Genomic DNA, 21,904 nt, shown 5'->3' on the forward strand with positions numbered 1-21,904 from the left:
CCGCAACAGCCTGCCATCCCGCGGAAAGGCACACGCTGATCATGCTTTCGCGTACCGCAGATAGCCTCTACTGGGTTTCCCGCTATGTCGAGCGGGCCGAATATCTCGCCCGCATCCTCGACGCGACGACGCGCCTCACCAACCTGCCGACCACCTATGGCGGCGCCGGCACGGAATGGCAGAGCGCGGTCCTGACTGCCGGCTGCGAGGAGGCCTTCGCCAAGGCCTATGGCGAGGCCAATGAACGCAATGTCTGCGACTTCCTGACCTTCAGTCCCGACAACCCGTCCTCGATCCGCAACTGCCTCGCCCAGGCCCGCTCGAACGCCCGAGCCGTGCGCACCGCGCTGACCTCGGAGATGTGGGATGCGCTGAATGGCGCCTGGCTGGAGCTGCAGCGCTTCGAGAAGAAGCGCATGGACCGCGAGGAATTCGCGCGCTTTCTCGACTGGGTGAAGAACGTCTCGCTGGTCTTCGACGGCTCGGCCTACCGGACGATGCTGCGCGACGACAGCTACTGGTTCTCGCGGCTCGGCGTCTATCTCGAACGCGCCGACAACACCGCCCGCATCCTCGACGTGAAATACCATGTCCTGCTGCCGGCCGATGAGCAGGTCGGCGGCTCGCTCGACTATTTCCAGTGGACCACGGTGCTGCGCGAGGTCTCGGCGCTCACCGCCTATCACTGGGTCTACCGCGAGGCGGTGAAGCCGATCCTCGTCGCCGACCTCCTGGTGCTGAACCGGCGCATGCCACGCTCGCTCGCAGCCTGCTACGAGAGCATCTCGCGCTTCCTCGATTCGCTCGGCGATGCCTATGGCCGCCAGGGGCCGGCCCAGCGTCAGGCCCGCAAGACGCTTGCCAATCTCAGCAATACGCGGATCGACGACGTCTTCGTGCACGGGCTGCATGAATTCATCGAGGAGTTCATCACCGAGAACAACCGCCTCGGCAACACCATCTTCGAGCAGTATCTGCAATGAGCCGCTCGCGCATGCTCGCCGTGCGACTGCCGTAACCCTGCCCCGGACTGGATCATGCGGATCAGGATTTCCCATACGATCGGCTACGACTATGCCGAGCCGGCCCGCCATATCACGCAGATCCTGCGGCTGACGCCGCGCGACCATGACGGCCAGCACGTCATGTCCTGGCGCATCGAGCCGAATGTCGACGGCCGCCTGCGCGCCTCGCAGGATGCCCATGGCAATATCGTGCACTCATTCTATGCCGACGGGCCGATCTCCTCGCTCGCCATCCGCATCGACGGCCTGATCGAGACCATTGACCTCGCCGGCGCCGTCCGCGGCGGGCTGGAGCGCGTGCCCTGCGAGGTCTATTGCCGCGACACGCTCCTGACGGAGCAGGACGAAGCCCTGCGCAGCTTCGCCGAGGAGGTCACGGCCGGCGCCGGCACGCCGCTCTCGCGCATGCATGCTTTGATGAACGCTGTCAGTGACCGCATCGATTGCGTCGAGGCCAGCGGACGCACCGGCGTCGGCGCGGCCGCGGCCTTCGCGGCACGCGAGGCGATCGCGCAGGACGTCGCTCATGTCTTCATGGCCTGCGCCCGCCATCTCGGCCTGCCCGCACGCTATGTCTCGGGCTATGTCGCGCAGTCCGACAGCCTGCCGCATGGCAACGGCGCCCATGCCTGGGCCGAAGTCCATCTCGACGACTATGGCTGGATCGGCTTCGACTGCGCCAATGCGCTGTGCCCGATCGACACGCATGTGCGGGTTGCGATAGGGCTCGACTACGCGGATGCCGCACCTGTCCGCGGCTCGCGCCAGGGCGGCGAAGGCGAGAACCTCAACGTGCTCGTCAGCGCCCGCGAGACCGAAGGCCGCGGCGCCAACCAGTAACAGCCGCCCCTACAGCGGGCATGGCCAGGAAGACAGGGACCGAACCCGTGACTTATTGCGCCGGAATCCTCGTGCAGGACGGGCTCGTCATGATCGCCGACACCCGCACCAATGCCGGGCTCGACGACATCTCGACCTTCCGCAAGCTCCATGTCTTCAACTGGCCGGGCGACCGCAATTTCGGCCTGATGACAGCCGGGAACCTCTCGATCACCCAGTCGGTGGTGAGCTTCCTCCACGAGGGACTGCCCAATCCCGATACCGGCGAGCTCGATACGCTGCAGAACGCCAGCTCGATGTTCAGGGCAGCCCAGCTCGTCGGCCGCTGCATTCGCCATGTCCGCGACATCGACGGCCCGGCGCTGGAGGATGCCGGCGTCAAGTTCGAGATCGGCATGTTGTTCGGCGGCCAGATCAAGGGGCAGCCGATGCGCCTGTTCATGGTCTACAGCGCCGGCAACTTCATCGAATGCGGGATCGACTCACCGTTCCTGCAGATCGGCGAGCACAAATACGGCAAGCCGATCCTCGACCGCGCCGTCACCTTCAAGACCCATCTCTACGATGCACTCAAGGTCGGGCTGATCTCGATGGATTCGACCATGCGCTCGAATCTCGGCGTCGGCCTGCCGATCGATCTGGTCGTGATCCGGCGTGACGCCGACGATTTCGAGCTCAACCGCCGGATCGAGGCGGGCGAACCCTATTTCCACGACCTGCGCGAACGCTGGTCTGCCGCGCTTAGGGCGGCCCATATGGCGATACCGCGCCCGCCCTACGGGCCATCTGGGACTTGACCTGGCGGCAACCCGGATGCAGGCAACGGGATGTCAACACTTAAGGCCTTAAGTCACAGCACGAAGACCCATTTCCGGACGAATAATGCCCTTGCCCACCGCCGCGAAGATGACGAATGCGGGCTCCTCCGCTCGCATGTTCGCGAGCACGGTGGTCACGCTGGGCTGCGCCTTCCTGCTGCTCATGGCCGCCGGGATCGGCGTCGTCGTCGCGATCACCCGCGAAGCCAATCGTCTTGAGGCGCAACGTCAGGCCGAACGAATCGAAGCCGCCATCAACGGACAGATCAAGCTGAGCGAATTGAGGCTCGAGCGCCTCGTCGCGGCCGGCGACCTGCCCGAAGCCTTGCAGCAGCCCGGCGTGACCAACGCCGTGCTTCAAGCCGCCCTCAAGCGCCTGAGCGGCCAGCTGATGGATTTCGACGGCGCCTATATCGGGGGGACCGGCAGCTCCGTCCTGGCCTGGGTCGAGAACCCGGCCGTGGCGGATCACGGCAACACTGACGGCCCGCACCATATCGAGGCCTTGCAGCGCGGCGCGAAGAGCTCCTTCGTCGCGGCCGTGATCGGCGACGAGGTCACGCCCCAGTTCGGCGCGGCCCGCTCCACCGTCATCACCGATGGTGGGGAGACGCTGATCCTGACCGTGATCGACCTTACGCGCATCGCCTCGTTCAGCTCCGACAGCGGCCCGGCGCCCGTCTCCTTCGTTGCCTACCGCCATCTGTCCAGCGCCCTGATGTCGGACCTCGCCGAACGCAACCGCATCGTCGATATCCAGCTCGCCACCACACAGCCGGCAGACCCGGTGTCGAAACTCGGCCTGCGCGCCGCCGACGGCAAGATCGGCGCCTGGCTGACCTGGTCGCCGGCACGCCCCGGCGACGTCATGCTGCGCCGCTTCCTCTGGGCGCTGATCGCCGTCGCGCTGCTGTTCTCGGCGATCTTCGTCTTCGTCGTGCAGCGCCTGCGTTCATCCGCCGAGCAGATCGAGCTCCGCGAGCGCCAGATCCAGCGCCTCGCCGGGCAGGACGAACTCTCCCTGCTGCCGAACCGCCGCAGCTTCGACCTGACGCTCGACCAGACGCTCGCCCATATCCATGATGACGGCCCGAGCCTCGCCGTGCTGCTGATCGACCTCGATCGCTTCAAGGCCGTTAACGACACCTATGGCCACACCGCCGGCGACGAGCTCATCCGCCAGGTCGCGGTCCGCCTGTCCGGCGCGGTTCAGGTCGGCGACACCGTGGCACGCCTCGGCGGCGACGAGTTCGGCATCATCCAGACCCATTCCGCGACGCCGGCCGGCTGCGCCGCGCTCGGCGAGCGCATCCTCGCCAGCCTCTCCGAGCCGTTCAGCATCACCGGCGCCGAGGTCACGATCGGCTCCTCGATCGGCATCGCCATGGCGCCGCGTGACGGCATCAGCCGCGAGGCCCTGCTCAAGCTCGCCGATACCGCGCTCTATGAAGCCAAGAACAGCGGCCGTAACCGCTATGCCTTCTTCGAGTCGCAGATGAACCGCTCGATGCAGCTGAAGCGGATGGTCGAGGACGATCTGCGCCACGCCATCGATAACGACCAGCTGATGCTGCACTACCAGCCTCAGGTTTCCGTCGACGGCTCGACCATCGTCGGCGTCGAGGCACTGGTGCGCTGGCAGCACCCGGCCCATGGCATGATCCCGCCCTCGGATTTCATCGCCATCGCCGAGGAACGCGGCCTGATCGTGCCGCTCAGCGAATGGGTGCTGCGGCGCGCCTGCACCGAGGCCAAGCGCTGGAAGGGCGTCCGCCTCGCGGTCAACGTCTCGCCGATCCAGTTCCGCCACAAGGACTTCGTCGCCAACGTCATCCGCACCATCGAGGAGACGGATTTCGACCCGGCCCAGCTCGAGCTGGAACTCACCGAAGGCGTGCTGATCGAGGATGCCGATGCGGCCGAAGCCGCGATGATGGACATCCGCGCCCATGGCGTCGGCCTTGCGCTCGACGATTTCGGCACCGGCTATTCGAGCTTGATCTATCTGCGCCGCTTCGCCTTCGACAAGATCAAGATCGACCGCTCCTTCCTCGAATACATGGAAGCGACGGGCGAATCCGCGATCCTCGTCCATTCGATGGCCCATCTCGGGCGGGCGCTCGGCCTGCGGGTCTGTGCCGAGGGCGTCGAGACCGCCGAGCAGCACCGCTTCCTGCAAGCAATCGGCTGCCACGAATTGCAGGGCTTCCTGTTCTCCAAGGCGGTGCCCGCGAGCGAGATCGACCGCCTTCTCGGCCTCGACAATCCTTTCGCCGAAATCCTCGCCGCCGCCTGATACCACGAGCCGGGCGCGCGGCGGACCTTCAGAAGAACAGCTCGTGGATGCCGCTGAAGATCGCGTAGGCAAAGCCGGCGCTGAGCAGCAGGCCGGCAGCACCGACCACAGCCCCGATGATGATCAGCAACCCGTCCCGCTCGACGAGCCCGAGCCCGACGAGACAGACCGCGAGCCCGAGCGGGATCTGGCCGATAAAGGGCGCCGCCACGATCAGGCCGAGCGCCAGGACGAGGATCACCAGCCCCAGCACCGGAATGGCGTAAGCCCCGCCCAGCATGGTCAGGCGCGGCTTGGAGAAGCGTTCCAGCCAGGTCAGCGCCGGCAGCGCCCGCGCCACCGCCCGGTTGAGCTCGGGCTTGCCGATGCTGCGTGTCAGCAGCGCCTGCGGCAGCCACGGCATCCGCCGCCCCGTCAGCATCTGCACGGCGACGAAAGCGAGCACCAGCCCACAGACCAGCGGAATCGGCGGCGGCATCGGCAGGCAGTTCGGCAAGCCGAGCAGGACGACGAGCAAAGCATAGGCCCGGTCCTGCAGCGCGGCGATGATCGTGCCGACGGCGATGCGGTCTCCCGGCAGGCCCGCCAGCGCCGTCAGAAGTCCGGATGTACGCAAAGGAGATGACAAGGGAGCAGGCCGTGCCGAAGCGGAAGCGCCCGCCTAGCATGGGCACACGCCCGCCAACAAGCGAGCCGGACGCAGGCTTTCAATGCCCCAGGCTCAAGCCGGCAGATCGGCACGACGTTCAGTGCAGGGTGAACACGCCATTCACGTTGCGGATTTCCGCCGGCCTGATCAGGCGCGAATGCGCGACCGTAACCGAGTGAAGCGGCCCCTCCAGCTCGCGCTTCCAGAACGCCAGGAAGTCCTGAAGCACGGGAAAGCGCGGCGCCAGGTCGTATTGCTGCCAGATATAGGTTTGCAGGACGCTGAGATGATCCGGCATCCGGTAGAGGATCGTCGCCGTGGTCAGCCCATAGCCTTCGAGTTGCCGCATGAAATCGGTCGAAACCATCGCCACCTCCCCTCCGCAACGGACTGAAAGCTTTGCCGGATAGATCGAGCCTGCTCCCGCCTGGTTAACAAAGGCTTGCCAGCCTACTGACAAACTGCTGCAATCCTGAGGCAGGCTGCCGGACATGGCAGCATGCGCGACGACGGGCGTGGGGGCTTGCGTGGCGTATCGGGTGGGCAAGGCCGGGCTGGCCGGGCTGGCGATGAGCTTCGCCGCCGCCTCGATCTGCACCGCCAGCGCCGAGGAGGAAGAGCCTGAGCGCAGCCCACTCTCGATGGTGATCTTCGGCTCCATGGAGGCCGGGCCGACCAAGACCTTCCTCTCGGTCGGGATGAAGCGCGCGCTCGGCAGCAGCATCACCGACAGCGGCTTCCGCCTCTTCGTCAAGGCCGGCGGCGCGCAGGAAGAGACCCGCCGCAGCAAGCCGCATGGCACGACCTACAAGGCCGAGTCGCAGGCGCTGATCGGCTATGAATGGCGCATCGGCGACAGCTTTCTCGCGCTTTATGCCGGCTCAGATGTCGAAACCGAGCAGCAGATGGAGGTTTTCGGCCCCTCCGTCATCAGAACCCGCTACGGCGCCAGGGTGCAGGCCGATCTCTGGATCGTTCCGACGCCGGGGATGATCGTCCAGGCCAATGGCTATCTGTCGACGATCAACGGCCGCCTCTGGGCGCGTGTCGCGCCGGGCTGGCAGGTGCCGGCCGGCTTCTATGTCGGGCCGGAATTCGAGGCCTATCGCGAACGCGACTACCGCAAGCTGCGCCTCGGCCTGCATCTCACCGGCCTGCGCTTTCTCGGGCTGGAATGGCGCCTGTCCGGCGGCCTCCAATCGACGAGCAACAGGCCCTCCGAGTATTACGGCACGCTCGGGCTGCATTGGCTGCGCTGACCCCCGCCCTCAGCCCCGCAGCGCCCGCAGAGCCTCCGGCGTATCGACATCGATCGCGATCGCCGGATCTTCGAAGGCGACCTCGATCACGCGCTCTCCGGCCTCGTCGAGCAGTCGCCGCGCGCCGCGATCGCCGCTCAACAGCGACACGGCAGGGAAGATCGCCCGCGCGAGCAGCACCGGATTGCCGCGCTGGCCGAACAGCGTCGGCACGGCCGCCAACGCCTCGGGCTGTCCGCGATGGGCTTCCACGAGACGCTCAATCACGGACGGCGTGACATTCGGCATGTCACCGAGCGAGATCACCGCCGCCGGCACCGCGGACGGCAGCGCGGCAACGCCGGCCTTCAGCGAGCCGGCAAGGCCCGATGCATAATCGGGATTATGGACGAGCTGGACCGGCAACTCCGCCAGCGCGGCCTCGACCTCGACGCGCTGATGGCCGGTCACCACGATGACCGGGCTCAAGCCCGCTTCCAGCTGTGCCTCGACGGCGTGGCGCAGGATCGGCTTGCCCCGCAGCGGTTGCAGCAGCTTGTTTTCGGCACCCATCCGCGTCGATTGCCCGGCGGCCAACACGACGCCGGCAAGCGGCCCGCTCTCGGCTGAACCCGGAGCGCGCGGTTGCGGCCGCGAGACGATCTCCATCAGAAGGCCGCCGACGCCCATCTTCTGGACATCGCTGCGCCCGACGGGAACACCCGCGAGATAGCGCTGCAACACCCAGTCGAAGCTGTTTTCCTTGGGCGAGCGGGCGCAGCCGGGAGCACCGATCACCGGCTTGCCGGCGATGCGGCCGAGCATCAGCAGGTTGCCGGGATCGACCGGCATGCCGAGATGCTCGACCTCGCCGCCGGCTTCCACCAATGCCTGCGGAATCACGTCCCGCCTGTCGGTAATCGCCGAAGCGCCGAAGACGACGATGATGTCCGCCTTCCCCGCCGCCTGTTCGGCGATGGCGGCAGCCAATGGCTCGGCTTCGTGCGGCACGCGCTTGTCGGCGGCCAGCACCGCCTCCGCAGGCTCCAATCGGTCGCGCATGATGCGCAGGGTCTTGTCGACCACACTCGGCTTCAGCCCCGGCAGCAGCGTCGAGATCACCGCCACGTTCGACGGGCGATAGGGCGCGACGGAGACCGGCGCGGCGCTGCCGAACGCAGCGAGCGCCTGTTCCACCAGCGCCTGCGGCACCGCATAGGGAATGATCTTGACGGTCGCGACGAGCTCGCCTGCGACCACCGCCTTCAGCGCTGGCAGGGTCGCGACGGTTATCGCCTCGTCAATGGCGTTGAAGGCATCGATCGCCGCGACATCGATGCGCAGCACGCCCGCCTGCGTGGCGAACAGATTGACCCGCCCGGTGAAGGGCGCCTCCGCCATGATCGCATCGCCGACCATCCGCTCGGCCAGTCGCGCGGCCGCGGCATTCTCATCGATATCGCCCGGCTCCAGCCGGACCGCGACGATCTCGGTGACTCCGGCTGCCTTGAGCTTCGCGGCCAGATCGGCCGTTACGGTCGCGCCCTTCTTCACGATGGTCACGTCGGCACGGATGGTATGCGCCGCGATGCAGCCGACGGCGTCCGCGATGGCGACCGATCCGAATTTCATTGTCCGCCCTCAGGCCGGCTTGCGGCGCGGGCCGCGCAGCGTCTGGACGATCTCGGCCAGGATCGCGAGCGCGATCTCGGCCGGTGAGACCGCGCCGATATCGAGCCCGATCGGCGCACGGATGCGCGCCATCGCCGTCTCGTCGAAGCCGGCTTCCGCCAATCGCTCCAGCCGCCGGCCATGGGTCTTCCGGCTGCCGAGCGCGCCGACATAGAAGCAGTCCGAGCGCAAGGCCGCGACGAGGCCGGGATCGTCGATCTTCGGATCATGCGTCAGCGCGACGAAGGCGGTATAGGCATCGAGCCCGATTCGCGGAAGCGCCTCCTCCGGCCATTCGGCCAGCAAGGTCACGTCCGGAAAGCGCTCGGGCGTGGCGAAGGCGGTGCGCGGGTCGATCACCGCGAGATCGAGATCGAGCGCCCGGGCCATCGGCGCCATGGCCTGCGAGATATGGACGGCACCGGTCACGACCACGCGCGGATGCGGCGCCTGCACGGTCAGGAAATAGGATGCCCCCTCCGCCTCGACCATGCCGCTCTTGCCCGAGCGCAATTGCCGCTCCAGCAATTCCGCCAGCGGGTCGCTGGCGATCGCGGCCTGCTTCACCAACCTCTGTGAGCCCGTGGCGAGATCGCTGACCAGAACGGCCGCGCGGCGCGCCCGCCGCTCGGCGTTGAGCGCGGCGAGGGTCGAAAGCTCCACCGCTCAGCCCCTGTCCGTCGCGAGCTTCAGGCCGAGCGCGATCATCAGCGAACCGCCGATCCAGCGCCCGAAGGCGAAGCTCGCCTTGGTCTTCTTCATCGCGCCGACGACGAGCGAAGCACCAAAGACGGTGACGAGGTCGGCCGAGGAGAAGGCGAAATTGACGATCGTGCCGAGGATCAGGAACTGCACCCAGACCGGCAGCGCAGCAGCCGGATCGACGAACTGCGGCAGCAGCGCGATGAAGAACAGCGCGACCTTGGGGTTCAGGATCTCGACGATGAAGGAATCGAGCAGCGCGCGCTTCACCGTCTTGGGCGGCGCGACCGGCTGGTCGGGCGAGCCCATGCGCGAGCGGATCATGCCGATGCCGATCCAGATCAGGTAGAGCGCGCCCGCGATCTTCACGGCCATGTAGAGTTCCGGCACATGCTTGAACACCGCGGAAAGCCCGAAGGCGGCGGCGAAGACATGCAGGTAGCAGCCGAGGTGGATGCCAAGCATCGCCATCAGGCCGGCCTTGCGGCCGTGGCTGATCGTCTGGGCGGCGGTGTAGAGCAGCGCCGGCCCCGGAAAATAGGCGACGAGGACCGTCACCGTCGCGAAGGCGACGAGGGTTTCCCAGGAGGCCATCTCAGTTCACCTTCTCGACATAGACCTTGATGCGCCCGCCGCAGGACAAGCCCACCTGCCAGGCTGTCTCGTCGGCGACGCCGAATTCCAGCATCCGCGCCTTGCCGTCGGCGATCACGTCGGCGGCCTCGGCCACCACGGCACCCTCGACGCAGCCGCCCGAGACCGAGCCGAGGAAATTGCCCTCTTGGTCGATGACGAGATGCGAACCGACGGGGCGCGGCGCCGAGCCCCAGGTCTCGACCACGGTCGCGATGGCGACGCCGCGGCCGCCGCGCGCCCAGTCCTCGGCCGCGCGCAGGATGTCGGTTTCGGTGCTGATCATGATGTCACCTTACGCCTGAATCTGGCCCTTGAGATCATGCCTCAACCGGCTTTCTTCAACCACAGGCGCGGATCGCTCTCCCGCCCTGCATCCAGCGAAAGCGCGGCGCAGAGATCGGCCATCGCTGCGAGATTGTGGATCGGCCGGAACGAGTCGACATGGGGCAGCATCGCCCGGATGCCGCTCGCCCGTGCCGCGAAGGCGTCGTAGCGCAGCAAGGGATTCAGCCAGACGAGCTGCCGGCAGGAGCGGTGCAGCCGGTCCATCTCGAAACCGAGGCTGTCATCGAGATGGCGCTCCAGCCCGTCGGTGAAGAGCAGCACGATCGCGCCGCCCGCCAGCACGCGCCGCGACCAGACCCGGTTGAAATCATGCAGCGCGGTCGCGATGCGCGTGCCGCCCTCCCAGTCCGGCGCGGCCTTGCCGGCCATGGCCAGCGCATCGTCCGGGTCGCGCGCCCTGAGCATCCGCGTGACATTGGTCAGACGCGTGCCGAAGACGAAGGAATGCACGCGCCGACGCTTCTCGGTCAGCGCATGCAGGAAATGCAGGAAGATGCGCGAATACTCGGCCATTGAGCCGGAGATATCGACCAGCGCCACGATGGGCGGATGCACCTCGCGCTGCTCGCGGAAGGCGAGATCGATCGAGCCGCCGCCACCGCGCAGCGACTGCCGGAAGGTCCGGCGCGGGTCGATGCGCGTGCCGCGATGCGCCGCCCGGAAACGCCGCGTCACGATGCTGTCGTCGGGCAGCCTGAGCTCCGCGATGAGCTGCTTGGCGCGCGCGATCTCGGACGCGCTCATCTGGGCGAAATCGCGCGATTTCAGCATCTCGCGATCGGAGACGGTGAGCCGCGCCGTCAGTTCGGTCAGCTCCTTCGGCGGCTCGTCGTCGCGCGGCGGTGGCGCGAAGGCTTCCGCGACGCGGAGCGCCCCGGCCTCGGCCTTCTCCGGCTGGCTGTCGGCGCGGGGCGAAACCGGCGACATCTGCGCCATGATCTTCTCGATCAGGTTGCGCCGGCGCCAGAACAGCCGGAAGGCTTGGTCGTAGAGGGCTGTGTCCTCGTGCTTCTTCACGAAGACCGCGTGCAGCGCCCAATAGACGTCGTCGCGCCCACCGAGCGCTCCACCTTCCAGCGCCGCGATCGCCTCGACCACGGCGCCCGGCCCGACCGGCAGCCCCGCCGCGCGCAAGGCACGGGCGAAATAGGCGACGTTCTCGGCAAGCTTGCCGCTCACGCGCCCCGCGTCTCCGTCATGAACACCTTCTGGACGATCTGCCAGCGGCTCTCGATCTTCAGGAGCGAAAGCAGGTCGGTGAAATAGCGCGGCGGCATCTGGCACTTCACCTTGACCAGCGCCAGCGTCGGCCCGACGAGATCGATGGTCAGGATATGGTCGTCGCGCTGCAGGCCCGCCGCCTGCGGCGCCGGCCGGTTGCGCACGGCGCCGAGCCAGGCATCGCGCGTCACGATCTGGATCGCGCCATCGTCACGCGCCGTGGTCAGGGCGCTGGTCGGATGGAAGACATGGGCGAGCTTCTCGGCATCGCCCTCATAGAGCCCGTCGAGATAGGTCCGGACCGTCGCCTCGACGGCCTTGATGTCGGCGTTCATGGCAGCACCCTCTCGCTTCGTGATGCGGGAAGCCTTAGCGCCCCGCCTCCGCCTTGGCCCGATCCAGAAGTTCCTTCACCTGCGAGCCCTGCATCACCTGGATATCGTCCTGATACTTCAGCAGCGCCCCCAGCGTATCCGAAACGATGGCCGGATCGAGCGCCACCGCATCGAGCTCCACCAGCGCCGTCGCCCAGTCCAGCGTCTCGGCGACGCCCGGCGCCTTGAACAGCTCCTCCTTGCGGATCGCCTGCACGAAGGCGACGAGCTGCTTCGAGAGCTTGGCCGGCGCATCCGGCACCTTCGCCTTCAGGATCGCCAGCTCGCGCACCGCATCGGGATAGCCGACCCAGTGGTAGAGGCAGCGGCGCTTCAGCGCGTCATGGATCTCGCGGGTGCGGTTCGAGGTCAGAATCACGATCGGCGGCTCGGCCGCCCGGATCGTGCCGAGCTCGGGAATCGTCACCTGCGCATCGGCCAGCACCTCGAGCAGGAAGGCCTCGAAAGCCTCGTCGGTCCGGTCGAGCTCGTCGATCAGCAGGATGGGAGCCCCGCCCTCCTGCGGCTCCAGAGCCTGCAGGAGCGGCCGCTTCACCAGATATTTCTCGGAGAAGATGTCGCCTTCTAACCGCTCCCGATCTCCCGCAGCGCCGCCGGCCTCCGCCAACCGGATCGCCATCATCTGCCCGGCATAATTCCATTCGTAGACGGCGGAGGCGAGATCGAGCCCCTCGTAGCATTGCAAGCGTATCAGGCGCCTTCCAAGTCCTGCGGCCAGAACCTTCGCGATCTCGGTCTTGCCGGTACCGGCCTCGCCTTCCAGCAGCAGCGGCCGCTTCATCCGCAGCGCCAGGAACAGCACCGTCGCGAGCGCGCGGTCGGCGACATAGCCCTGCGACTGGAGCAGAGCGAGCGTGGCGTCGATGGATGCGGGGATACGGGAAGCGGTCAGCATGTTCGATCTCTATCGCTCCTGCCCGGCCGAAGGAAGGCGTGGGAGACGAAGCCACCTGGCCGGCATTGCAAAACAACCACCCGTTATCGCGTTGACCAGGCGAACCACATCGCCACCAGCGCCATACCCACTGCGGCGCCTCGCCTGATCGCCCGCTCACGCTTCGGGTGAAACAGAAATTGGCGCGCGGCATCCGCCCCCAGCACAAGCGCGGCATGGATCGTCGTCGCAATGACAACGAAGACCGCCGTCAGGAGAAGGACCTCGTCACGGGGCGCCGGCGCCGTCAGGAAGAGCGGAACGACGGCAATGTAGAAGACCGCCGCCTTGGGATTCAGCAGGTTGGTGATCAATCCGCGCCGGAACGACAAGGAGACCTCGCCACGAGCCTCGGGGAGCGGGTCACGCCATGCATCCCAGGCGAGCCAGAACAGATAACCCACACCGCTCCAGCGCAGCAGCCAGGCGACGGCGGGCATTCGTTCGCTCACCATCGCGAAGCCGAAGGCTGTGGCGAGCCCAAGCAGGGCAAGGCCGAGCGCGACGCCCGCCACGGCCGCCATTCCGCTGCGCCGGCCTCTCGCGAGGCTGAGCGCAACGAGATAGCCCATGTTCGGCCCAGGCGTGATTTCGGCCACGATCGCCGTCAGCACGAATTCCCAGAACCGCACAGAGCGAAAGCCGGACTAGCCTTACTTTCCCGTCGCCTGCGCCACGGCCTGCTTGGCCATCACGCCGATCAGATGGGCACGGTATTCGGCATCGGCATGGATGTCGCCATTGATGCCCTTGGCCGTGTGCTTCAGCCCGTCCAGCGATTTCGGCGCGAAGCGCGCCTTGAGAGCAGCCTCCGCTTCCGGCCAGCGGAAAACCCCGCCCTCGCCTGCGCCGGTCACGCTGACGCGGATATCGCTGCCGCGCTTGGCGACGAAGACGCCGACCATGGCATAGCGCGAGGCCGGGTTGCGGAACTTGGCATAGCCCGCCTTCGAGACCAGCGGGAACGAGACCTTGGTGATGATCTCGCCCTCGTCCAGCGCGGTCTCGTAGAGCCCGGTGAAGAATTCCTCGGCCGTCAGCTTGCGCTTGTTGGTGACGACCGTGGCGCCGAGCGCCAGCAGCGCCGCCGGATAATCCGCCGCCGGGTCGTTATTGGCGACCGAGCCGCCGATCGTGCCGCGATGGCGCACATGCGGGTCGCCGATGCTGCCGGCGAGAAAGGCAAGCGCGGGGATCGCCTCCTGCACCTCGGCATTGGCCGCGACCTCGGCATGGGTCGTCATCGCGCCGATGACGAGGTTGCGGCCCTTGCGATTGATGCCCTTGAGATCGGGGCAGGCACCGAGATCGACGAGCGCGGTCGGCGAGGCCAGCCGCTGCTTCATCGTCGGCAGCAGGGTATGGCCGCCGGCCAGAAGCTTGGCGTCCTCCTTCTTGGCGAGCAGCGTCGCCGCCTGCCGGGCACTGGTGGGCTTGTGATAGGTGAAAGCGTACATGGACCTGTCCTTTCAGCTCACTCGGCCGCCTGGCGGCTGATCGACTTCTGCGCCGCGCGCCACACCGCCTGCGGCGTCGCCGGCATCGCGATGTCCTCGTGGCCGAGCGCGTCGGTGATGGCGTTGATGACGGCGGGGGGCGAGGCGATGGCCCCGGCCTCGCCACAGCCCTTGATGCCCAGCGGGTTCGACGGGCATGGCGTCACGGTCATGCCGACATCGAAGGACGGCAGGTCGTCGGCGCGTGGCATGGTGTAATCCATGAAGCTCGCCGTCACGAGCTGCCCGTCGGCATTGTAGCGCGCTCCTTCCAGCAGCGCCTGTCCGACGCCCTGGGCGATGCCGCCATGGACCTGCCCCTCGACGATCATCGGGTTGATGACATTGCCGAAATCATCGACGGCGGCCCAGCGCTCGATCCGCGTCACGCCGGTATCGGGATCGATCTCGACCTCGCAGATATGGACACCGGCCGGGAAGGTGAAGTTGGTCGGGTCGTAGAACGCCCCCTCCTTCAGCCCCGGCTCGAGCTCCTGCCCGTTGAACTTGTGCGCGACATAGGCCTGCAGCGCGCAGGAACCGAAATCGAGTTTGCGGTCGGTGCCCTTCACCGAGAAATGCCCGTCCGCGAAATCGATATCGGCCTCGTCGGCCTCCAGCACATGGGCGGCGACCTTCTTGCCCTTGGCGATGACCTTGTCGAGGGCCTTGAAGATCGCGGACATGCCGACCGCGCCGGAGCGCGAGCCATAGGTCCCCATGCCCATCTGCACCTTGTCGGTATCGCCATGGATGATCGAGACATTGTCGATGGGGATGCCGAGCCGGTCCGAGACCAACTGGGCAAACGTCGTCTCATGGCCCTGGCCGTGGCTGTGCGAGCCGGTGAGCACCTCGACCGTACCGACCGGATTGACCCGGACCTCGGCCGATTCCCACAAACCCACGCCGGCGCCGAGCGAGCCGACCGCAGCGGACGGCGCGATGCCGCAAGCCTCGATATAGGAGGAGAAGCCGATGCCGCGCAGCTTGCCGGCGCGCGCCGAGTCGCGCTTGCGCTTGCCCAGTCCCTTGTAGTCGATCATCTCCAGCGCCTTCTTCAGCGAGGCGCCGTAATTGCCGGCATCGTACATCATGATGACCGGCGTCTGGTGCGGGAACTTCTTGATGTAGTTCAGCATCCGGAACTTGGCCGGGTCCTTGCCGAGCTGGCGCGCGGTGACCTCGACCAGCCGCTCGACCACGAAGGTCGCCTCCGGCCGCCCGGCGCCGCGATAGGCATCGACCGGGGCGGTGTTGGTATAGACGGCGTCGACCTCGCAATAGATCGCCGGGATGTCGTACTGGCCCGACAGCAGCGGCGCGTAGAGATAGGTCGGCACCGACGAGGAGAAGGTCGAGAGATAGGCGCCGAGATTGGCGGTGGTCTTGACCTTCATGCCGAGGATCTTGCCCTCGGCATCGGTCGCCAGTTCCGCATGGGTGACATGGTCGCGGCCATGCGCGTCGGAGAGGAAGGCTTCGGTCCGGTCCGCCGTCCATTTCACCGGCCGCCCGACCTTCTTTGCCGCCCAGACGCAGACCGTCTCCTCGGCATAGATGAAGATCTTCGAGCCGAAGCCGCCGCCGACATCAGGCGCGATCACGCGGAGCTTGTTCTCCGGCGCGATGCCGATGAAGGCCGAGAGCACGAGCCGCGCCACATGCGGGTTTTGGCTTGTCGTGTAGAGCGTGAAGATGCCCTCGCCCGAATCGTAATCGCCGACAGCCGCACGAGGCTCCATCGCGTTGGGCACGAGCCGGTTGTTGACCAGGTCGAGCCTGGTGACGTGCTTGGCCGCCTTGAAGGCCTTCTCGGTCGCGTCCTTGTCGCCGAGATGCCAGTTGAACACGCTATTGTCGGGCGCCTCGTCATGGACCACGGTCTTGGCGCCGATCGCCTTGGCGGTGTCGACCACCGCGGGCAGCTCCTGGTAATCGACCGCGATCGCCTCGGCCGCGTCGCGCGCCTGCGCCAGCGTCTCGGCCACGACGACCGCGACATGGTCGCCGACATAGCGCACCTTGCCCTGCGCCAAGGCCGGATGCGGGCCGGCGCGCATCGGCGAGCCGTCCTTGTTGTGGATCATCCAGCCGCAGATCAAACCGCCGATCTTGTCGGTGGCGAGGTCGTCCCCGGTGAAGATGCCGAGCACGCCCGGCATGCCCGCGGCAGCCTTGGTGTCGATCGATTTGATCTTCGCATGCGCATGCGGCGAGCGCAGGAAATAAGCATGGGCCTGGCCCGGCCGGTTGACGTCGTCGGTATAGCGGCCCTGGCCGGTGATGAAACGGTGATCTTCCTTGCGGCGGACTGCGGCGCCGACTCCCGTGGCGGACATGGTGTTCCTCCTCGCACGGCGCCTCTGCCGGGCGCCTCACTGCATGGAACGCGTGACGGATGGAGAACCTGCGCCCTGAGGGCGCACGGACGGCGTTATTCGGCGGCCTGCCGGACGGGCGCAGCACCCTTGCCCATGGCCTCGGCCCCGGCGGCGATCGCCTTGACGATGTTGTGGTAGCCGGTGCAGCGGCAGATATTGCCGTCGAGATCCTCGCGGATCGTCTTCTCGTCGAGGTCGTGGCCGCGGCGGTTCACCATGTCGACGGCGGACATGATCATGCCCGGCGTGCAGAAGCCGCATTGCAGGCCGTGATGCTCGCGGAACGCCTCCTGCATCGGATGCAGCTTGTCGCCGGTAGCGAGCCCCTCGATGGTCGTGACGGAAGCGCCGTCCACGGAGACGGCAAGCGTGGTGCAGGATTTCACCGCCTTGCCGTCGAGATGCACGAGGCATGCGCCGCACTGGCTGGTATCGCAGCCGACATGGGTTCCGGTCAGCCGCAGGTTCTCTCGCAGGAACTGCACCAGAAGGGTGCGCGGGTCGATAGTGGCGGTGACGGCTTTGCCGTTCACCGTCAGCGAAACAGTGGCCATGAGCATATCTCCTGTGACCCGTCTCTGACGTCGATCCGCCCTCTCCCCGGGACTGGACCGTGCTGAAGCCTAGGGAACGGCCGGCCTCATCAGGCAGGCTTTCCTTGGAACAGCTCAAAAATGAGTGTGGACCCGCGTTTTTCCGGGGTCAAGCGGGGCGAGGCGTTCGTAAAGCCCTGATTCTCGCCGAATTCCGGGAGATTTCGCCGCCCCGGCCTTCCTCTGGCGCATATTGGCGAAATCTTAATGAGCCGCTGTCAGGCTCTTCCGCGTGACAGGCCTTCCCGCATGAGCGATTTCGTGCCTCTGATCATGGACCAGATCCAGCGTCGCCTGAGGGCGATCGGCTATGGGGAGGTGCAGCGCGAGCGCTTGCAGCGCTACCGGCCGCTCGTGGACCGGTTGATCGAGGGGCTGGTCCAGGCCGATTTCGAGCGGGCCTTCATCATCCACCCGCCGCTGCGCGATACGGTCCTCCCCGTTGCCGAGGCGCTTTACCCTGCCGAGGCGGCCCATTTCCGCCTGTTGTTCGTCGGCGCCTTCGACGCGACTTACCTCAACTCGATGGATCGGCTTTGCCAGCTCGAGCGGCAGGCCAATGTCCGTACCCGCGCCCGCGCCTCGATCGCCTTCTCGCTGGTGAGGGAGATCTGCCTGGCGAACCGCAAGCGATCGCTCGTCTCACCCGCGAAATTCGCCGAGGACATCTTCATCATCGAGCGAATCCTGACCTATGACGTCAACACGGCGATGACGATCAGCCAGGAGGTCGAGGCGAGCGACGCCCGGCGCCGCGCCGCCACGCTCGACGAGGCTGCCGTCAAGCTCCGGACCCGGATCGCCGACCTCGACGGCACGATCAGCGACGCCGTCGAGCAGTTCGTCACGACAGCCGCCGAAACCGGGCGGACCACAAGCTTCATCAAGGACACCGTCGGAAAGGTCGCCAGCGCCTCGGTGGTTATCCGGGAAAAATCGCTCCAGACCGCCGCCGCGACCGAGGAAATGTCGGCCAATATCGCCGATATCGGCCAGCGCGCCCGGCAAAGCCTGTCGATCACGCATCAAGCGGTGCTCGATGCCGGCGAGATGAACGAGGCGGTCGTCCGCCTGCGCGAAGCGACCGGCAGCATCGGCAAGGTCGTCGGCATGATCGCCGACATCGCAGCACAGACCAATCTGCTGGCGCTCAACGCCACGATCGAGGCCGCCCGCGCCGGTGAAGCGGGCCGTGGCTTCGCCGTCGTCGCCGCCGAGGTCAAATCGCTGGCGACCCAGACCGCGAGCGCGACTCAGGACATCGCCGGCCAGATCGCCGAGCTTGCGGCGAGCGCCGAGGCCTGCGGCACTCACGCCGCTGCCATCGCCGCCACGGTCGATGCCATCCGCCTCGATTCCGAAGCGATCTCGGAAGCTGTCACCCAGCAGAGCGCCGTCACCGCCTCGATCGCGCGCGACGCCGCCATGGTCGCCGACTCATCGGACGAGGCGATCGAAAGCGCCAATGCCGTCAATGGCAGCCTGGACATGACCCAGACCGCGCTGGAACGGGCCAACGCCGCTGCGGCCGGCATCGCGCTTCAGGTCGGCGCGGCCGAGGCCGCCGTGACCCAGGCGTTGGCCGCGCTGCGCGAAGCCTCCTGAGGCCGCTCAGCCCTCGCTGACCGCCTTGGCGAAATTGGCGAAGAATTCGTCGGCGAGCTTCTTCGAGACCGAATCGATCAGGCGCGAGCCGAGCTGCATCAGCTTGCCGCCGACCTGCGCCTCGACATCGTAGCGCAGCAGGGTCTGGCCGCCCTCCGCGTCGCTCAAGTGAACACGCGCCCCGCCCTTGGCGAAGCCGGCAATGCCACCCTCGCCCTCGCCCGAGATGCGATAACCGTTCGGCGGGTCGAGTTCGCTGAGCTCGACCTTGCCCTTGAAGGTCGCCTTCACCGGGCCGAGCTTGACCTTCACCACCGCCGAGAGATGCGTGTCGTCGTCCTTGGTGAGCTGCTCGCAGCCGGGAATGCAGGCCTTCAGCACCTCGGGGTCATTCAGCTTGGCCCAGACCACGTCCTTGGCGGCCGGCAATGTCGCCTCGCCGTTCATCGTCATCGCCATGGCGTGTCTCCCGCATCAGGTCCCCGCGACACGGGCGATTGCGGCCGGCGCGGTTCGAAGGTTATCCAGTTCCCTATCCATGGTCGCAAAGCCCCCGCCTGCACAAGGGGCGTCCGGCATGGAGGCTCGGCAGATCCGGGAGAACCGATGCTGGAACTCACCCTAGACGAACGTGCGATCGCCGGCGGCAGCAACGGCGAAGGCGCGGCCATGGCGATGCGGATCGTCGCCGAGGCCGCCCGCCTGATGGGCGCGCCGCGTCTGATCCCGGTCGCTTCCGCCCATATCGACGGCGCGCTCTACCATGGCGATTCCGGCACGCTCTTCGCCGAGAAGCTGGTCGCGGGTGGGGCCCGCGTCGGCGTGCGCGCCAGCCTCAATGTCGGCTCGCTGGCACCGGCCGGCTGCGCCGCGATCCGTTTGCCGCCGCATGAGCGCGACATGGCCCGGCGGATGATGCGCGCCTATGAGGCGATGGGCTGCGAGCCGACCTGGACCTGCGCCCCCTATCAGGCCGGGCACAGGCCCGCGCAGGGCAGCGACGTCGCCTGGGGCGAATCCAACGCTGTGGTGTTCTGCAATTCGGTGCTGGGCGCCCGCACCAACCGCTATGGCGATTTCCTCGACATCGCCTGCGCCATCGCCGGCCGCGCCCCGGATTACGGGCTGCACCGCCCCGAGAACCGGCTGGCGACCCTGCAGATCGATGTGCGCGGCCTCTCCCGCGAACTCCGCTCCTCCGACGTATTCTATCCCGTGCTCGGTACGATCCTCGGCCGTCGGGCCGGCAGCGACGTCGCCGTGATCGAGGGCCTGCAGGGCTGCACCAGCGAGGATCGGCTCAAGGCACTCGGCGCCGCCGCCGCCTCCACCGGCGGCGTCGGTCTCTTCCACGTCGCCGGCGTGACGCCAGAGGCCCCGGACGCCACAACCGCGCTGGGCGGCATGGCGCCCCACGAGACGATCCTGCTGACGCCGGGCGACATCGCCGCCGCCCTCGCCCGCCTCTCTACGGCTGGGCCTACGGACCACGTCGATGCCGTCGCCATCGGCTCGCCGCATCTGTCGCTGGTCGAGGTCGACGAACTCGAACGCCTCATGGCCGGGCGCAGGCTGAAGGTACCGCTCTACGCCAATACCGGCCGCCATGTCGTCGGCCCGCTGGAAGCACAGGGCCGGCGCGCAGCGCTGGAAGCGGCCGGCGTCGTCTTCGTCATCGACACCTGCGTCGTCGTCACCCCGATCCTGCCGGAGCTGGAGGGCGCGGTGCTGATGACCAATTCCGGCAAGTTCGCCCATTACGCCCCGGGCAATACCGGCTACGCCGTGACCTATGGCTCGCTCTCGGAATGCGTCGAGAGCGCGGTCGCCGGCCGGCTCGTCAGGGAAACCCGCGCATGGAGCTGAAGGCGGAGATCCTCCTGCCCGGCGATGCCGTCACCGGCACCTGCCTCGCACTCACGGCCCCGATCAGCTTCTGGGGCGGCGTCGATCCTACCAGCGGCGCGATCATCGATGCCCGCCATCCCGAGCGCGGGCAGAACATCGCCGGCCGCATCCTCGCCATGCCCGGCACGATCGGCTCGTCCTCGGCTTCGGCCGTGCTGCTGGAGCTGGTCCATGCCGGCAAGGCGCCGGCCGCGCTCCTGATGGATGCGCCGGATGCCATCCTCCTGCTCGGCCTCGTCGTCGCTCGCGAGATGGGCTGGCCCACGCCGCCGGCCTTCCGCCTGGCGGCAGCCGATCAGACGCTGCTCGCCGACCGCAGGATCGCGATCTCGGCTGAGGGTCGGATCAGCGTCGGTTAAAGCTGGAGGCCGCCGCTAAACCCCGCTGAAGCGGCGGTGGCGGTAGATCAGCCCCGCCCCGCGCCCGGCGCCGCCAAGGCCGGCGACCTCGCCGATCACGATGCGGTGGCTGGCAACGTCATGCGTCGCGACCAGCCGGCAATCGAAGGCCGAGATGGCATCGAGCAGGACCGGCGCCCCGGTGGCGAGCGTCCCCCAGCGGGCCGTCCCGAAACGCGCCTCGCCTTCGATCCCGCGCCGGCTGGCGAAGATTTCGGCGAGTTCGACGAGCTGTTCCGGTAGAGTGTTGATGCAGAATGCCCCACTCGCCTCGATCGCGGCCAAGGTGCGGCTGCCCCGCGCAATGCAGGCGAGCACGGTTGGAGGCGAATCGGAAACGGAGGCGATTGCCGTCGCCGTCAGCCCAATGCGGCCGCCCGGACCGTCGGTGGTGACCACATGCACGGCGCTGGCGACCTGCGCCATCGCATCGCGGAAGACATGGGGCTCCGGATGGTCCAGCGGCGGCAGGGGGTGGACGGTCTTCGTCATCGGCTCGATCGGTTCACTGCCCCGCATCCGGCGGAACAGCTGTCCATGTAGAGATTCAACGCTGTCGGCGCCAGCCACCGCAGGCCAAGGCATGGCGCCGGCTATAGCAGCAGCCCCTCTCCTTCCACCAACAGCCCGGCGCAACCGGGGCCCGCGCCCAGCGGCTTGATCTCACGCCAGCGATCCCCCAGGCTCGACCGGTGTCGGCTGCCAGCGGCCGGGCCGGAACCTGATCGGATCACCGGCGCGCCGGCACCT

General features: G+C 67.3%; 23 protein-coding genes. 8 read left to right on the top strand and 15 right to left on the bottom strand.

What is annotated here, in order from left to right; genetic code table 11:
• Positions 1-41: 41 nt before the first annotated feature.
• The 4 genes from NUV79_RS06205 (at position 42) to NUV79_RS06220 (ending at position 4,979) form a co-directional block, all read left to right on the top strand.
• Entirely contained in the window at positions 42-983 is a 942-nt protein-coding gene (locus tag NUV79_RS06205) for an alpha-E domain-containing protein (protein WP_257732193.1), read from the top strand.
• Between the two features lie 54 nt (positions 984-1,037).
• Entirely contained in the window at positions 1,038-1,865 is an 828-nt protein-coding gene (locus tag NUV79_RS06210) for a transglutaminase family protein (RefSeq protein WP_257732194.1), read from the top strand.
• A gap of 47 nt (positions 1,866-1,912) precedes the next feature.
• Positions 1,913-2,662 (top strand): proteasome-type protease, encoded by a 750-nt coding sequence (locus NUV79_RS06215; RefSeq protein ID WP_257732195.1) that lies wholly within the window; start codon positions 1,913-1,915, stop codon positions 2,660-2,662.
• Positions 2,663-2,747: 85 nt separating this feature from the next.
• Complete coding sequence (locus tag NUV79_RS06220) at positions 2,748-4,979, top strand: putative bifunctional diguanylate cyclase/phosphodiesterase (RefSeq protein WP_257732196.1); 2,232 nt, start codon at positions 2,748-2,750, stop codon at positions 4,977-4,979.
• 28 nt (positions 4,980-5,007) lie between these two features.
• Here NUV79_RS06220 and NUV79_RS06225 read toward each other — a convergent pair whose 3' ends face one another.
• Together NUV79_RS06225 and NUV79_RS06230 are read right to left on the bottom strand one after the other, a co-directional pair.
• Positions 5,008-5,595, bottom strand: coding sequence for an exopolysaccharide biosynthesis protein (locus tag NUV79_RS06225; RefSeq protein ID WP_374678902.1), 588 nt, complete (start codon positions 5,593-5,595; stop codon positions 5,008-5,010).
• Positions 5,596-5,725: 130 nt separating this feature from the next.
• Positions 5,726-5,995 carry an usg protein gene (locus tag NUV79_RS06230; protein WP_257732346.1) on the bottom strand — a complete coding sequence of 90 codons (270 nt, stop codon included), beginning with the start codon at positions 5,993-5,995 and terminating at the stop codon, positions 5,726-5,728.
• A 160-nt stretch (positions 5,996-6,155) separates the two neighbouring features.
• On the opposite strand from NUV79_RS06230, the gene bcsS reads away from it, so the two are divergent.
• Entirely contained in the window at positions 6,156-6,887 is a 732-nt protein-coding gene (gene bcsS / locus NUV79_RS06235) for a cellulose biosynthesis protein BcsS (protein WP_257732198.1), read from the top strand.
• 9 nt (positions 6,888-6,896) lie between these two features.
• On the opposite strand, the gene NUV79_RS06240 is transcribed toward bcsS, so the two are convergent.
• From NUV79_RS06240 to NUV79_RS06290, 11 genes are all read right to left on the bottom strand, one after another.
• Positions 6,897-8,498, bottom strand: coding sequence for an NTP transferase domain-containing protein (locus tag NUV79_RS06240; RefSeq protein ID WP_257732199.1), 1,602 nt, complete (start codon positions 8,496-8,498; stop codon positions 6,897-6,899).
• Between the two features lie 9 nt (positions 8,499-8,507).
• Positions 8,508-9,200, bottom strand: a complete 693-nt coding sequence (locus NUV79_RS06245; protein ID WP_257732200.1) for an XdhC family protein — start codon at positions 9,198-9,200, stop codon at positions 8,508-8,510.
• A 3-nt stretch (positions 9,201-9,203) separates the two neighbouring features.
• On the bottom strand, positions 9,204-9,833 hold the full coding sequence (locus NUV79_RS06250) for a LysE family translocator (RefSeq protein ID WP_257732201.1): 630 nt from the start codon (positions 9,831-9,833) through the stop codon (positions 9,204-9,206).
• 1 nt (position 9,834) lies between these two features.
• Positions 9,835-10,158, bottom strand: coding sequence for an XdhC family protein (locus NUV79_RS06255; protein WP_257732202.1), 324 nt, complete (start codon positions 10,156-10,158; stop codon positions 9,835-9,837).
• 41 nt (positions 10,159-10,199) lie between these two features.
• Positions 10,200-11,399: a vWA domain-containing protein gene (locus NUV79_RS06260; protein ID WP_257732203.1), complete on the bottom strand. Its 1,200-nt coding sequence runs from the start codon at positions 11,397-11,399 to the stop codon at positions 10,200-10,202.
• A complete protein-coding gene (locus tag NUV79_RS06265) occupies positions 11,396-11,776 on the bottom strand; it encodes a nuclear transport factor 2 family protein (RefSeq protein WP_257732204.1) in 381 nt (126 codons plus the stop codon). Before NUV79_RS06265 ends, NUV79_RS06260 begins: the two co-directional genes overlap by 4 nt.
• Positions 11,777-11,810: 34 nt before the next feature.
• Positions 11,811-12,731, bottom strand: a complete 921-nt coding sequence (locus NUV79_RS06270) for an AAA family ATPase (protein ID WP_257732205.1) — start codon at positions 12,729-12,731, stop codon at positions 11,811-11,813.
• A gap of 83 nt (positions 12,732-12,814) precedes the next feature.
• Positions 12,815-13,384, bottom strand: coding sequence for a LysE family translocator (locus NUV79_RS06275; protein ID WP_257732206.1), 570 nt, complete (start codon positions 13,382-13,384; stop codon positions 12,815-12,817).
• Positions 13,385-13,423: 39 nt separating this feature from the next.
• Complete coding sequence (locus tag NUV79_RS06280) at positions 13,424-14,227, bottom strand: FAD binding domain-containing protein (protein ID WP_257732207.1); 804 nt, start codon at positions 14,225-14,227, stop codon at positions 13,424-13,426.
• Positions 14,228-14,244: 17 nt separating this feature from the next.
• The gene (locus tag NUV79_RS06285) at positions 14,245-16,608 is read right to left on the bottom strand and encodes a xanthine dehydrogenase family protein molybdopterin-binding subunit (protein WP_257732208.1); all 2,364 of its coding nucleotides are present in this window, start codon (positions 16,606-16,608) and stop codon (positions 14,245-14,247) included.
• Between the two features lie 95 nt (positions 16,609-16,703).
• Positions 16,704-17,204, bottom strand: a complete 501-nt coding sequence (locus NUV79_RS06290; protein WP_257732209.1) for a (2Fe-2S)-binding protein — start codon at positions 17,202-17,204, stop codon at positions 16,704-16,706.
• A 288-nt stretch (positions 17,205-17,492) separates the two neighbouring features.
• On the opposite strand from NUV79_RS06290, the gene NUV79_RS06295 reads away from it, so the two are divergent.
• Positions 17,493-18,848 (top strand): methyl-accepting chemotaxis protein, encoded by a 1,356-nt coding sequence (locus NUV79_RS06295; protein WP_257732210.1) that lies wholly within the window; start codon positions 17,493-17,495, stop codon positions 18,846-18,848.
• Positions 18,849-18,854: 6 nt separating this feature from the next.
• On the opposite strand, the gene NUV79_RS06300 is transcribed toward NUV79_RS06295, so the two are convergent.
• Positions 18,855-19,307, bottom strand: a complete 453-nt coding sequence (locus NUV79_RS06300; RefSeq protein ID WP_257732211.1) for an SRPBCC family protein — start codon at positions 19,305-19,307, stop codon at positions 18,855-18,857.
• A gap of 147 nt (positions 19,308-19,454) precedes the next feature.
• Between NUV79_RS06300 and NUV79_RS06305 the strand changes: the two genes are divergently transcribed.
• Positions 19,455-20,714, top strand: coding sequence for an aconitase X (locus NUV79_RS06305; protein ID WP_257732212.1), 1,260 nt, complete (start codon positions 19,455-19,457; stop codon positions 20,712-20,714).
• Positions 20,705-21,115 carry an aconitase X swivel domain-containing protein gene (locus NUV79_RS06310; RefSeq protein ID WP_257732213.1) on the top strand — a complete coding sequence of 137 codons (411 nt, stop codon included), beginning with the start codon at positions 20,705-20,707 and terminating at the stop codon, positions 21,113-21,115. The genes NUV79_RS06305 and NUV79_RS06310 overlap by 10 nt, the downstream gene beginning before the upstream one ends.
• A 15-nt stretch (positions 21,116-21,130) precedes the next feature.
• Here NUV79_RS06310 and NUV79_RS06315 read toward each other — a convergent pair whose 3' ends face one another.
• Complete coding sequence (locus NUV79_RS06315) at positions 21,131-21,646, bottom strand: flavin reductase family protein (RefSeq protein WP_257732214.1); 516 nt, start codon at positions 21,644-21,646, stop codon at positions 21,131-21,133.
• Positions 21,647-21,904 lie beyond the last annotated feature (258 nt).

Origin of the sequence: Allobosea sp. 47.2.35, assembly GCF_024655635.1 — a bacterium.
Classification (GTDB): Bacteria; Pseudomonadota; Alphaproteobacteria; order Rhizobiales; family Beijerinckiaceae; genus Allobosea.

Coding starts and splice junctions, on each gene's coding strand:
- NUV79_RS06315 (WP_257732214.1), bottom strand. CDS start 21,646: ATGACGAAGACCGTCCACCCCCTGCCGCCGCTGGACCATCCGGAGCCC.
- NUV79_RS06310 (WP_257732213.1), top strand. CDS start 20,705: ATGGAGCTGAAGGCGGAGATCCTCCTGCCCGGCGATGCCGTCACCGGC.
- NUV79_RS06205 (WP_257732193.1), top strand. CDS start 42: ATGCTTTCGCGTACCGCAGATAGCCTCTACTGGGTTTCCCGCTATGTC.
- NUV79_RS06295 (WP_257732210.1), top strand. CDS start 17,493: ATGAGCGATTTCGTGCCTCTGATCATGGACCAGATCCAGCGTCGCCTG.
- NUV79_RS06285 (WP_257732208.1), bottom strand. CDS start 16,608: ATGTCCGCCACGGGAGTCGGCGCCGCAGTCCGCCGCAAGGAAGATCAC.
- NUV79_RS06250 (WP_257732201.1), bottom strand. CDS start 9,833: ATGGCCTCCTGGGAAACCCTCGTCGCCTTCGCGACGGTGACGGTCCTC.
- NUV79_RS06220 (WP_257732196.1), top strand. CDS start 2,748: ATGCCCTTGCCCACCGCCGCGAAGATGACGAATGCGGGCTCCTCCGCT.
- NUV79_RS06280 (WP_257732207.1), bottom strand. CDS start 14,227: ATGTACGCTTTCACCTATCACAAGCCCACCAGTGCCCGGCAGGCGGCG.
- NUV79_RS06300 (WP_257732211.1), bottom strand. CDS start 19,307: ATGGCGATGACGATGAACGGCGAGGCGACATTGCCGGCCGCCAAGGAC.
- NUV79_RS06305 (WP_257732212.1), top strand. CDS start 19,455: ATGCTGGAACTCACCCTAGACGAACGTGCGATCGCCGGCGGCAGCAAC.
- NUV79_RS06230 (WP_257732346.1), bottom strand. CDS start 5,995: ATGGTTTCGACCGATTTCATGCGGCAACTCGAAGGCTATGGGCTGACC.
- NUV79_RS06210 (WP_257732194.1), top strand. CDS start 1,038: ATGCGGATCAGGATTTCCCATACGATCGGCTACGACTATGCCGAGCCG.
- NUV79_RS06265 (WP_257732204.1), bottom strand. CDS start 11,776: ATGAACGCCGACATCAAGGCCGTCGAGGCGACGGTCCGGACCTATCTC.
- NUV79_RS06240 (WP_257732199.1), bottom strand. CDS start 8,498: ATGAAATTCGGATCGGTCGCCATCGCGGACGCCGTCGGCTGCATCGCG.
- NUV79_RS06270 (WP_257732205.1), bottom strand. CDS start 12,731: ATGCTGACCGCTTCCCGTATCCCCGCATCCATCGACGCCACGCTCGCT.
- NUV79_RS06290 (WP_257732209.1), bottom strand. CDS start 17,204: ATGGCCACTGTTTCGCTGACGGTGAACGGCAAAGCCGTCACCGCCACT.
- NUV79_RS06255 (WP_257732202.1), bottom strand. CDS start 10,158: ATGATCAGCACCGAAACCGACATCCTGCGCGCGGCCGAGGACTGGGCG.